Origin of the sequence: Solemya elarraichensis gill symbiont (assembly GCF_002021095.1) — a bacterium.
Lineage (GTDB): Bacteria > Pseudomonadota > Gammaproteobacteria > Chromatiales > Chromatiaceae.
The window spans coordinates 1-11,109 of the sequence record NZ_MPRK01000037.1; the positions used below are offsets into that span (position 1 = coordinate 1).

The window sequence follows — 11,109 nt, forward strand, 5'->3', positions numbered from 1 at the left end:
TCACTCTCGTGTGCAGGGTTTGGCACCTCATCGCGCACGCCAACCACCATTTCAGGCGAAGTACCCCAGGTCACCTGTGGTTCGATCGATGCCGCATCAATATTTACAACCGTGTCAAACTCCGCACCCTCATCGGAATGCAGTGTGTTCCAGTATTCAACCGCCTGTTCCCACTGCTCGCCCTGCGGTGCATATGGGCGGCCTTTAACGTAGGCAATGGTTTTCTCATCGACTGCTACAAAACCGGCCCGGGCACCGCCCTCGATCGCCATGTTACACAGCGTCATACGACCCTCGATAGAGAGATCGCGAATCGCCTCACCACCAAACTCAATTGCATGACCGGTACCGCCAGCGGTGCCGATTTTGCCGATCACGGCAAGAATAATATCCTTGGCAGTCACGCCCTCACCAACCTTGCCATCGACACTCACCAGCATCGCTTTCGACTTGCGCTGGATCAGGCACTGGGTAGCCAGTACGTGCTCAACTTCCGATGTACCAATGCCAAAGGCCAATGCACCAAATGCACCATGCGTGGCGGTATGTGAATCTCCGCAGACGACTGTCATACCAGGCAGGGTTGCACCCTGCTCCGGACCGACGACATGCACAATACCCTGGCGGATGTCATCCATCTTGAATTCTGTAATACCGAATGCGTCACAGTTATCATCGAGGGTATCGACCTGAAGTTTCGATACCGGATCGGCAATTCCCAGGTCGCGATCCGTGGTCGGTACATTGTGATCCGGCGTCGCAAGGTTGGCGTCGACACGCCACGGCGAACGCCCGGCAATCCGCAAACCTTCGAATGCCTGCGGTGAGGTCACCTCGTGTACTAACTGGCGATCGATGTAAAGCAACGCCGTGCCGTCATCGTCATACCGCACCACGTGGTCATTCCAGAGTTTGTCGTAGAGTGTTTGCGCCTGCATCTGCAATCTGCCTTTCTATCAATTAACGATGTTGAGCATAGTTCCCGGCCAACTATAAAACAAATTCATATCTTTCATTACATCCATTCCAATATAGAATAGATGTATGGATATCCACACTCTGTCGGTTTTTATCGAAGTCGCGCGCAGCGGCTCCTTCTCGCGTGCCGCCGAAAACCTCTACCTGACCCAGCCGGCGGTCTCCAAGCGTATCGCAGCACTTGAGAGCGAACTCTCGGCACCGCTTTTCAACCGTATTGGCAGAAATATCTCGCTTACAGAGGCGGGGGAGATCCTGCTTCCCAAGGCGCTGCAGATGATTGCGGATGCCGACGAGATGCAGCGTGCCGTAACAGTCTCTCAGACCATATCGGCGGCAAGCTGTTGATGGCGACCAGCCATCATATCGGATTGCATCGCCTGCCTGGCATCCTGCGCAGTTTCAGCCACAGCTATCCTGATGTTGAACTGGATATCCGCTTCATGGATTCGGAAGTCGCCTGCCAACTGGTTGAACAGGGCGAACTCGAGATGGCAATCGTCACCCTGCCGACAGACAAGCCTGAAAAACTGCAGCTGGAGCATCTCTGGACCGATCAGTTAAAGGTCGTCGCCGCGACTGACCATCCGCTGCCGTCAGATCGCCATGTGCCACTCGATGAGTTGACTGCATATGCAGCCGTATTGCCCGGACCGACAACCTACACAAGGCAGATTCTCGAGGAGGCATTTTCGCGGCTCGGCCTGCAGCTCACAGTCAACATGTCGACCAATTACCTGGAAACCCTGAAGATGCTCGCCGAAACCGGGCTGGGCTGGAGCGTGATTCCGCACACCATGTTGAGCAGTGAACTCAAGATCATCGAGTGCGACATGAAATTGACACGTGACCTTGGTGCCGTGACACACCGCATGCGCACCCTGTCGAATGCGGCCAAGGCGATGCTGGAGATGGCTAGTGCGGCAGCCTTCCGTTGAAATCCACTCTCCTGACACCCAGCGCCAGCAGGACACCGAAATAGACCAGCACACCGATCACAACCCATAACAGCAGCTGCCACACCTTCCAGCCCTGCGTTGCCTGTAACCAGGTCTCAAGCATCGGCATCTGCCACCACAGCAGGGCACCCATGGTAAATGCTGCCACGACCGTCTTTAGCAATAGCATGCGCCACCCATTCGGTGGTTGGTATACATCCAGACTGCGCAGACGCAAGTAGAGCAGGCTGGCATTAACCGTGGCCGAAATGGTCGTCGCCAATGCCAGTCCGACATGTCCAAGCGGGCTGAACAGAACCAGGCTCACCGAGACATTGACGAGGATGGCAATGATTGCGAAACGCACAGGTGTTTTTGTATCCTGGCGCGCATAAAAACCGGGAGCAAAAATCTTCACCAGCAGGAAAGGCAAGAGACCGAAGCCGTATGCCATCAGGCTCATACGAGACATAATCACGTCATGCGCATCGAATTTCATTGATTGAAAAAGCGTACTGATCAACGGCCCTGCCATGACAAACAGGCCAACCGCTGCAGGCAGGCCCAGCAAGATTACCCAGCGCAATCCCCAGTCGAGCAGGCGCGAAAACTCGGCAGGTGTTGACGTGTTGTGGGTTCTCGACAGTGACGGCAAGATCACCGTCGCCAGTGCCGCACCAAGAATGCCGACCGGGAACTCCATCAGGCGATCCGAGTAGTATAGCCAGGAGATACTACCCTCGATCAGCAGCGAGGCGATAAGTGTATTCAGCAGCAGGCCAATCTGTGTTGCCGAGGCACCGAACACGGCGGGGCCCATGAGCCGGATAACCTTCCCCACTCCCTCATCCTTTTTACTTGGCTTGAATTTCGGCAGCAACCTGAGCTTATGCAGAAACGGCAGCTGAAAGGCGAACTGGGCAATACCGGCAATCAGTACACCCCACGCAAGTCCCATGATCGGCGGATCGAAAAAGGGCGTAAGAAAATATGCAGCTGCTATCAGGCAGAGGTTCAGCAATACAGGAGTGAATGCCGGCACACCAAACTGCCCGTGCGTGTTCAGAATACCTCCGGCAAAAGCCGTCAGCGAAATAAACAACAGGTAGGGAAATGTCAGGCGCAGCATGTCACATGCGAGTTGTGCCTCGCCGGTTTCACCAAAATACCAACCTGGTGCGACCACGGCAATCAACAGGGGAGCGCCGAGCACACCAAGCAGAGAGATCAGCAGCAACACCAGCCCAAGTGTCCCCGCAACGTGATCAATGAAACTTTTCAGATCCTCGAAACTGCGCGTCTCCTTGTACTCGCTAAGAACCGGAACAAAGGCTGCCGCAAAGGCGCCCTCGGCAAACAAGCGGCGGAACAGGTTGGGTATCTTGAACGCGACAAAAAAGGCATCGGTATGCGCATCGGCTCCGAACAGGCGTGCGAAAACCAGGTCACGAATAAAACCGAGTATGCGAGACAGACCTGTATTACCACCGACCTTGGTAAGAGCACTAACGAGTCTGGACATCTACGACGCCTGGAATTGAAAGGTTAAAGGGTAAAGGAGAACGCAGAAAAAAGAAAACCCGGCATCGCCGGGTCTTCAGTATTCTGAATCTGGAATCGAAACCAGATCAGAAGTTGTGGATCATACCGAGTGAAAAGCCTTTCTGCTCATCATCATCAAGATCATGATTTTTGATGTCGTTGTCAGTATCAACATAGACTGCATAGACCTTGCTGCGCTTGCTCAACTTATGGTCGACACCTACTGCCCAGCCATTCTCATTAGTACTCTTATCTTCAGCTCCAAACATAGCCTTAAATACGTTGTTACCCATGGTGTAGGAACCTGAGATTTGCCACATTTTTGCATCGGTACCAAATTCCTGATCGGAATCTTCGTATACAAAGCCAAGATGGATGTTGTTCATATCGTAACCAGCACCGACACGCCAGTTTTTCTCTTCGCTACTACCATCCTCAAGTTCATAGGCTGCAGAAAGATAAAGACCGTTGTTGCTATACATGGCAGCAATCGAATATGACTGGAACAGATCTTCTTCGGAACCGCTATCTGCATGAATTGCACCGTTAACAGCGAAGGTTATCCCATTGATATTGGGACTAATGTACATGATATTGTCATGCCAGCGCTCATCATCAAAGTCGATTGTCTCATCGTAGTCGGCGATGGTGTCAGCGAAGAGATCGAGCTTTCCGGTCGACATCTTCAGCGCGGTGTCGTGGTTGCCGTAGAGGAAAGTACCCCAGTCACCGGTCAGGCCGATGTAGGCATTACGGTCACCATCCCTGGCATCACCATCAGCGAAGTCATAGGTGGTTTCCGCTTTCCAGATCAGGCTCATTCCGTTACCCAGGTCTTCAGTACCCTTGAAGCCTATACGCGAGGCATTGCTGCTGACAGCCCAACGCGCATCGCTGCTTTCACTCTTGACGTGATCGATTGAAACGTGGACTTTTCCGTAAATTACAACATTGGCATTGGCTGCCGGTGCGGCGATAGCTGCGGCCATGGCCATTGCGATTAAACTCTTTTTCATTTCCACACCCCTCAGAGATATTTATAATATTTGAAGTATGAGTAAACTCATGCTTCAAAGGTCTTGAAAAGAATTTCATCTGCGAAGTAGCATTGGCGCAACATTAATCTCAACAAAAACACCCCGTGTAACTTTTTTGCAACAAAAATTGCCGCTTTATGGCAATGACGTACCCTCCAGGGGTTTGGTCAGGGCGAATATTAATATTGACATATGATGGAAAAGCGGTCAGAATTGCGCGCCTTATTTAGCAAACTAACGAATATAGGAGAAACTCTGTGGCAAATTCAGCGCAAGCTCGCAAGCGTGTTCGCCAGGCGGAGAAATGTCGCGGTCGCAATGCATCTCATCGCAGCATGATGCGTACGCAAATCAAGAAGACCTTGAAAGCGATCGAAGCTGGTGATAAAGACGCAGCGACCCAAGCGTACCAGTCCGCAGCGCCCGTGATTGACCGTATGGCAGGCAAAGGCCTGATTCATGCGAACAAGGCAGCACGCCATAAATCACGCCTGAACGCGGCAATTCGCGCCATGTAACTTCAGTTACAGCGTAATTGCACAAAAAGACCGGCTATATGCCGGTCTTTTTTTATCTGTACATTTTAATCGCAGATCGATATTTGCTCATTCAAAACCAACACTTCCGCCATCCATATCGGTCCCGGGACGCCTCCTACAGGAGGACCAGGTTGTCCCTGTGAATCACTTCCTCGTCATCGAGATAGCCGAGAATCTCACCAATCTCGGTTGATGCCTTGCCCTTGATCTGACGCAGTTCGTCAGCGTGAAAGTTAACCAGGCCGCGTGCAAACTCCTCGCCGGAATCAGTCACACAGGCTACCACTTCGCCGCGGCGAAAATTACCCTTAACGGTAGTAATACCAATCGCCAGAAGGCTGCAACCCCTCTCCTTCAGAACCTTGCGCGCTCCTTCATCAAGCACCAGTTTTCCGGCAACCTGCAGATGCCCGGCGAGCCAGCGCTTGCGCGCAGCTGTTGGTTTGCGTGTTGCCAGCAACAGGGTGCCAACTTCCTCTCCCCGGGCTATGCGGGCCAGCACATCAGGCTCTGTTCCACCGGCGATCAGGGTCGCCGTACCCGAGCGCGCTGCAACACGTGCTGCACGCACCTTGGTGACCATGCCACCACGTCCGAGTCCGCTATTGCTGTCTCCGGCGATTTCATCAAGCCACTCATCCTCTGCATTCGCCTCGGCAACCAGTTCCGCATCGGGATAGAGGCCGGGATCCTTGTCATAAAGACCCGATTTATCAGTCAGCAGCACCAGCAGGTCCGCCTCGATGAGATTTGCCACCAGCGCAGCGAGGGTATCATTGTCACCAAATCGTAGTTCTTCGTTGGCAACCGTGTCGTTCTCGTTAACCACGGGTATGACACCGAAAGCGTTCAGTGTTCGCAGCGTGCTGCGTGCGTTGAGATAACGTTTCCTGCCTGTCAGGTCATCATGTGTCAAAAGAACTTGTGCGGTACGCAGGCCACGGCGTGCAAAACAGCTCTCCCACGCCTGCACCAGTCCCATCTGACCGATTGCGGCTGCCGCCTGCTGCTCGTGCAGAGCTTCCGGGCGTTTTTTCCAGCCCATGCGGGACATACCCTCTGCAACTGCACCGGATGAAACCAGCACCAGTTCGTTGCCGTCCTGCACCCAGTCAGCCATTTGGTCAACCCACAGGCGCAGGCGATCACGATCAAGACCGCGGCCTTCTGCAGTCAGCAGTGCGCTGCCAATTTTGACAACCCAGCGCTTCGACCCTGACAGGCGTTCACGGTGGTCGATTCCATTAGAATTCATGCCAGTGGATCCCATGGCTCCTCACTCTCTTCCTCAACAGGCTGCGACTCTGCTTTCTTCAATTCAATGTGACGCATCAGCGCGGCGACCAGGTCATCGGTACCCTCGCCACTGATGGCGGATATTTCGTAGACGGGACCACTCCATTCGAGCTCGGCGAGCAGTTTCTCACGGCGCTCGGCAAAATCCTCGGCAGGCAGCAGGTCCTTCTTGTTCAAGACCAGCCAGCGCTCGCGTGAAGCGAGGTCGCCACCAAACTTCTCGACCTCTTTGATGATCTTTTTGGCATCCTCGCTGATCTGTTCCGGCTCCCACGTGGAGAGATCGATCATATGCAGCAGCAGGCGCGTGCGTGACAGGTGCTTGAGAAACTGAATGCCAAGCCCCGCCCCTTCTGCAGCCCCCTCTATGACACCGGGAATATCTGCAATAACAAAACTGCGATCCTCTCCGGCACGCACCACGCCGAGATTCGGATAGAGTGTCGTGAAAGGATAGTCGGCGACCTTGGGGCGCGCACTGGAGACCTTGGTGATCAGGCTGGACTTACCGGCATTGGGCATGCCGAGAAGACCGACATCAGCCAGAACAATCAGCTCCAGCTTGAGTACGCGCCTGTCCCCCTCTGTACCATGGGTAAACTGGCGTGGAGCGCGGTTGGTGCTGCTCTTGAAGTGGATATTGCCGATCCCATGGGTGCCGCCTTGGCACACCAGCAGCTCCTGGCCATCCTCAAGCACTTCGCCGATCACCTCCTCGCTCTCGATGTCTGTAACACGCGTACCGACAGGCACCTTGACGTAGAGATTCTCTCCCTTGTGACCCGTCATCTGACGCCCCATGCCATTCTGACCACGCTCAGCACGGTGGTGGCGTTTGTGGCGGAAGTCGACCAGCGTATTCAGACCCGAGTCTGCCATCAGGTAGACACTGCCGCCATCGCCGCCGTCACCGCCATCGGGACCGCCGCGCGGGATATATTTTTCACGACGAAAGCTTGCACAGCCGTTGCCGCCGTCACCTGCTTCGGCCTTGATGATTGCTTCGTCGACGAATTTCATTGGATCAGTCTACCAAAATAGTTTGTATGAAAGCGCAATAGGTCGCTCCATGACATCCATGTCACCACATCCTGTACATGAAAAAGCCCCGACACGTTGAACGTGGCGGGGCTTTTAAAGCTTTATACGTCTAGCTTAAGCCGGAACCACGCTCACGAACTGCCTGTTCTTCGGGCCCTTGATCTCAAACTTGACGACACCGTCTGCTTTTGCGAACAGGGTGTGATCACGACCACAGCCAACATTCACACCTGCGTGTACCTTGGTACCGCGCTGACGAATGATGATGCTGCCAGCCGAGATTGCTTCGCCGCCATAAATTTTGACGCCAAGACGTTTGGATTCTGAATCGCGACCGTTGCGCGAACTACCGCCTGCTTTTTTATGTGCCATTGTACGTCTCCCTTAGCCGGCAATGCCGGTAATCTCGAGTTCAGTATAGGACTGACGATGTCCCTGGCGCTTCATGTGATGCTTGCGGCGCTTGAACTTGATGATGTTGACTTTCTTGCCACGACCGTGCGCTTTAACGGTTGCAGTTACCTTGCCGCCATCGACGTAAGGTGAACCGATCTTGACGCTGTCGCCTTCACCAACCATCAGCACCTTATCGATTTCGATAGAAGCGCCTTCGTCGGCCTGGATTTTTTCTACGCGGAGGGTAGCGCCTTCGCTGACGCGATACTGCTTCCCACCTGTCTGGATCACGGCGTACATACCCTGAATCTCCGAATACTTTGAATCTTTCGCCGGCACACTATTGGCCCCGACAATGAAGAGGCAGAATTCTAGTGAGTTATGCGCCCTGCGTCAAGCACAAAATCAGCGTAAAGTGATGTCTATTCCAGCTTTTTTCACCGAATCATCTCTCTTGGTTGCACTGATATAGCTCGCTGTCCGGATAAAAAGCGATCCACGCGAACCAGTATGCCCTAGTCGCATCCAGTAATTTGCCCTGTTTGTCCGTAATTTTGGCGTGATCAGCCGCCTCGTCAAATTGAATAGTGACAGGCTCGCCATTAAAACTGTCCCTGATGGGCGAATCGCACTTCCTGATTTCGCTGACAGGCCAGACTCTGGAATGACCATTCTGTACAAGGCCGATTATGCTCTCCTTGTTGGGATAGCGGTTATCCCGGTTTTTGACCGGAAAATAGAGCCGTTCGCTGCTGCTGTAACCCAGGTAAGGCGACTGGTCATAGTCACGTTGATGGCCGGTATCACGTGACAGCACTAATGTGTCGGGGTGCTCGGCCCGCCAGGCGCTCCATTTCATGTGGCTTACCGGTAGCCTGTTGAGCTCTTCGCCCTGGCGCGGCCCACTGATCGCCTGGCTCTTTATTTGTGACCAGAGGGACTCGGTGGCCCTGTCATAGAGCAGCATATCGCTGTTGTAGAGCAATCCGGACACGCCAAAGCCTTCGCGCTCATCAACCAGGTAGACCATGCCAGTGCCACACAGGGGACAAAAGCTCACCACCACGGACTGCTCCTGAATGCGGTCGTTAATGATCTCATGCCAGTTAAGAATCGAGATGGGATACGCGCGTGCTACGCCGTTAAGCTCGATACCCAGCACGATTTCGTTATTCTTCACGTGCGTGGCATCGGCCGCCTTGACGAAACGCGGCCGGTCGATAGCTGGAATACCGTCCCTTGGTGGTCCGCCCTGGTGAATTTCATCAGCAGGGATCAGGCTGTTGCTGATGTCGAAACCGTTGAACTCGCCCTTGTTGAGATATGCCTGCGACAGTTCAGATAAAACAAGCACCAGCAGACCACCATAGATCAGCAATCTGACGAAGTTATTGAATGAAATTGTCATACTTAATCCTGGCCACATGGTCTCTATAGAATAGACGATCCTGCAATCAATGATTTTCTTTCATCGATTCAGGCTGCTGTGATTGCGTATGGCGAGCACCCCCGTGATCAGACGTTGAAGCGAAAGTGGACGACGTCGCCATCCTGGACGATGTAATCCTTACCCTCAATACGCAGTTTACCGGCCTCTTTTGCGCCCTGCTCTCCACCGTTGCCGATGAAATCCTCGTAGCTGGTCACTTCTGCACGGATAAAGCCGCGTTCGAAATCCGTATGGATGACACCGGCTGCTTGCGGCGCAGTCGCACCCACGGGAACTGTCCAGGCACGTACTTCCTTGACGCCTGCCGTGAAGTAGGTCTGCAGGCCGAGCAACTTGTAACCGGCACGGATCACACGGTTGAGCCCTGGCTCCTCGAGACCGAGGTCATCAAGAAATTCCTGCAGATCCTCTGCATCAAGTTCGGCCATCTCCATCTCGATTGCGGCACACACGGGAACCACTTCAGAATTCTCTGCATGGGCAAATTCAACAACCTGGTCGAGGTAGGGATTGTTCTCAAAACCATCCTCGGAGACGTTGGCGATGTAGAGCGTCGGCTTGATGGTCAACAGGTGCAGGTCGCGCAGCTCGAGAAGTGCATCCTCGTCGAGATCCATCGAACGTACCGGCGCACCGCTGTCGAGATGATCGCGTATCTTCTCGAAACGCTCTTTCTGGGCGATGACTTTCTTGTCGCCGGTCTTGGCCTGGCGCGTGACCTTGTCGAGTGCCTTCTCGACCGACTCGAGATCAGCGAGAGCCAGTTCGGTATTGATGACTTCGATATCGGATAACGGCTCGACCTTGCCTGAAACGTGCACGACATCGTCATTCTCGAAACAGCGCACCACGTGGCAAATCGCATCAGTCTCACGGATATTGGCGAGGAATTTGTTGCCCAGCCCTTCACCTTTAGATGCACCCTCAACCAGTCCGGCAATATCAACAAACTGCATGGTGGTCGGCACGATGTTCTGTGGCTGGACGATCTCTGCAATGCGATCCTGGCGCGAGTCAGCAACAGGTACGATGCCGACATTGGGATCGATCGTACAGAAGGGATAGTTTTCCGCGGCAATGGTCGCCTTGGTCAGTGCATTGAAGAGCGTCGATTTACCGACGTTGGGCAGTCCGACGATACCGCATTTAAAACCCATGATGAGATTCCCGAAACTGAAGGTCTGAAATTGAAGGATTCTGAAGCCAGTGGCAGAACAGGATTCTGCGACCAGCCAGGTGCACACCATCTGTGCCGAATCCGCGTTAGCGCTTTATACAGAAAGGAGTAGTTGTTTGCAACTCCGCCACCTGGATTGCATAAGCACACGAAGCATCTTCACTGAGCATCTATTCAAATTCCTGCATACCAGAATAGGTTAAACTGGCGACAACGGGAGGACACATGAACAACGAACCGGAAAACACGGGAAAAGGCTGGCAGCACAACACCCTGGTCCTGATTGCCGCGGTAATTGCCGGACTCGCTTTCATCGGCATGGGTATGTTCATGTTCAACATGGGCAATGACATGCACACGATGACAAAAGCGGTCATACGCATGAGTGATGATGTCCATTCAATGCGCAGTGATATGTCCAACATGTCCGGACGCATTTCTGAAATGGCGACGAGTATGGACAGCGGTCAGAACAGTATGGGAGAAGACCTCGATAGCCTTGCAGGTAACATAGAGACCATGACTGGTAGCATGCTTCAGATGGGGGAGGCAATGCAGGGACTGGGATCAAACATCGGCACCATGAATATCAACATGGCTGCGATGACATCCTCCATGGAGAGCCTGTAGATAATTCTGTGTAACTGCCCTGTTCAAATATGGTCAATGAGTCGATCTTCAAACTCGATCATAAAACGATTTAACGCTGCTTTCC

At 53.4% G+C, this 11,109-nt stretch carries 13 protein-coding genes; 4 read left to right on the top strand and 9 right to left on the bottom strand.

The features are described 5' to 3' along the window. The coding region (locus BOW51_RS03220) for a 3-isopropylmalate dehydratase large subunit (RefSeq protein WP_078476412.1) at window positions 1–938 on the bottom strand (938 nt) is incomplete at its 3' end. 106 nt (window positions 939–1,044) lie between these two features. Here BOW51_RS03220 and BOW51_RS11850 point away from each other — a divergent pair. Further along, the gene (locus tag BOW51_RS11850) at window positions 1,045–1,326 is read left to right on the top strand and encodes a LysR family transcriptional regulator (protein WP_306341481.1); all 282 of its coding nucleotides are present in this window, start codon (window positions 1,045–1,047) and stop codon (window positions 1,324–1,326) included. Then, the gene (locus BOW51_RS03225) at window positions 1,326–1,916 is read left to right on the top strand and encodes a LysR family transcriptional regulator substrate-binding protein (RefSeq protein WP_306341482.1); all 591 of its coding nucleotides are present in this window, start codon (window positions 1,326–1,328) and stop codon (window positions 1,914–1,916) included. Before BOW51_RS11850 ends, BOW51_RS03225 begins: the two co-directional genes overlap by 1 nt. On the opposite strand, the gene murJ is transcribed toward BOW51_RS03225, so the two are convergent. Together murJ and BOW51_RS03235 are read right to left on the bottom strand one after the other, a co-directional pair. Continuing rightward, complete coding sequence (gene murJ / locus BOW51_RS03230) at window positions 1,894–3,438, bottom strand: murein biosynthesis integral membrane protein MurJ (RefSeq protein ID WP_078476413.1); 1,545 nt, start codon at window positions 3,436–3,438, stop codon at window positions 1,894–1,896. The two genes, BOW51_RS03225 and murJ, sit on opposite strands and share 23 nt — an antisense overlap. A gap of 106 nt (window positions 3,439–3,544) precedes the next feature. Beyond that, window positions 3,545–4,474 carry a porin gene (locus BOW51_RS03235; RefSeq protein WP_078476414.1) on the bottom strand — a complete coding sequence of 310 codons (930 nt, stop codon included), beginning with the start codon at window positions 4,472–4,474 and terminating at the stop codon, window positions 3,545–3,547. 278 nt (window positions 4,475–4,752) lie between these two features. On the opposite strand from BOW51_RS03235, the gene rpsT reads away from it, so the two are divergent. After that, a complete protein-coding gene (gene rpsT, locus BOW51_RS03240; protein ID WP_078476415.1) occupies window positions 4,753–5,013 on the top strand; it encodes a 30S ribosomal protein S20 in 261 nt (86 codons plus the stop codon). A gap of 136 nt (window positions 5,014–5,149) precedes the next feature. On the opposite strand, the gene proB is transcribed toward rpsT, so the two are convergent. From proB to ychF, 6 genes are all read right to left on the bottom strand, one after another. Further along, on the bottom strand, window positions 5,150–6,289 hold the full coding sequence (proB, locus tag BOW51_RS03245; RefSeq protein ID WP_078476416.1) for a glutamate 5-kinase: 1,140 nt from the start codon (window positions 6,287–6,289) through the stop codon (window positions 5,150–5,152). Next, a complete protein-coding gene (cgtA, locus tag BOW51_RS03250; protein ID WP_078476417.1) occupies window positions 6,286–7,350 on the bottom strand; it encodes an Obg family GTPase CgtA in 1,065 nt (354 codons plus the stop codon). The genes proB and cgtA overlap by 4 nt, the downstream gene beginning before the upstream one ends. Window positions 7,351–7,485: 135 nt before the next feature. Next, a complete protein-coding gene (rpmA, locus tag BOW51_RS03255; protein WP_043118235.1) occupies window positions 7,486–7,743 on the bottom strand; it encodes a 50S ribosomal protein L27 in 258 nt (85 codons plus the stop codon). Between the two features lie 12 nt (window positions 7,744–7,755). After that, complete coding sequence (gene rplU, locus BOW51_RS03260) at window positions 7,756–8,067, bottom strand: 50S ribosomal protein L21 (RefSeq protein ID WP_078476418.1); 312 nt, start codon at window positions 8,065–8,067, stop codon at window positions 7,756–7,758. 145 nt (window positions 8,068–8,212) lie between these two features. After that, complete coding sequence (locus tag BOW51_RS03265; RefSeq protein ID WP_078476419.1) at window positions 8,213–9,175, bottom strand: DUF3179 domain-containing protein; 963 nt, start codon at window positions 9,173–9,175, stop codon at window positions 8,213–8,215. 107 nt (window positions 9,176–9,282) lie between these two features. Further along, window positions 9,283–10,374, bottom strand: coding sequence for a redox-regulated ATPase YchF (gene ychF, locus BOW51_RS03270; RefSeq protein WP_078476421.1), 1,092 nt, complete (start codon window positions 10,372–10,374; stop codon window positions 9,283–9,285). Between the two features lie 245 nt (window positions 10,375–10,619). Here ychF and BOW51_RS03275 point away from each other — a divergent pair, with 245 nt between their 5' ends. Further along, entirely contained in the window at window positions 10,620–11,024 is a 405-nt protein-coding gene (locus BOW51_RS03275) for a hypothetical protein (protein ID WP_078476420.1), read from the top strand. Window positions 11,025–11,109 lie beyond the last annotated feature (85 nt).

What these genes read in the sequence shown, in the direction of transcription:
- rplU (WP_078476418.1), bottom strand. Translation starts at nt 8,067, where the DNA reads ATGTACGCCGTGATCCAGACAGGTGGGAAGCAGTATCGCGTCAGCGAA.
- BOW51_RS11850 (WP_306341481.1), top strand. Translation starts at nt 1,045, where the DNA reads ATGGATATCCACACTCTGTCGGTTTTTATCGAAGTCGCGCGCAGCGGC.
- BOW51_RS03235 (WP_078476414.1), bottom strand. Translation starts at nt 4,474, where the DNA reads ATGAAAAAGAGTTTAATCGCAATGGCCATGGCCGCAGCTATCGCCGCA.
- BOW51_RS03225 (WP_306341482.1), top strand. Translation starts at nt 1,326, where the DNA reads ATGGCGACCAGCCATCATATCGGATTGCATCGCCTGCCTGGCATCCTG.
- rpmA (WP_043118235.1), bottom strand. Translation starts at nt 7,743, where the DNA reads ATGGCACATAAAAAAGCAGGCGGTAGTTCGCGCAACGGTCGCGATTCA.
- cgtA (WP_078476417.1), bottom strand. Translation starts at nt 7,350, where the DNA reads ATGAAATTCGTCGACGAAGCAATCATCAAGGCCGAAGCAGGTGACGGC.
- ychF (WP_078476421.1), bottom strand. Translation starts at nt 10,374, where the DNA reads ATGGGTTTTAAATGCGGTATCGTCGGACTGCCCAACGTCGGTAAATCG.
- BOW51_RS03275 (WP_078476420.1), top strand. Translation starts at nt 10,620, where the DNA reads ATGAACAACGAACCGGAAAACACGGGAAAAGGCTGGCAGCACAACACC.
- proB (WP_078476416.1), bottom strand. Translation starts at nt 6,289, where the DNA reads ATGAATTCTAATGGAATCGACCACCGTGAACGCCTGTCAGGGTCGAAG.
- murJ (WP_078476413.1), bottom strand. Translation starts at nt 3,438, where the DNA reads ATGTCCAGACTCGTTAGTGCTCTTACCAAGGTCGGTGGTAATACAGGT.
- BOW51_RS03265 (WP_078476419.1), bottom strand. Translation starts at nt 9,175, where the DNA reads ATGACAATTTCATTCAATAACTTCGTCAGATTGCTGATCTATGGTGGT.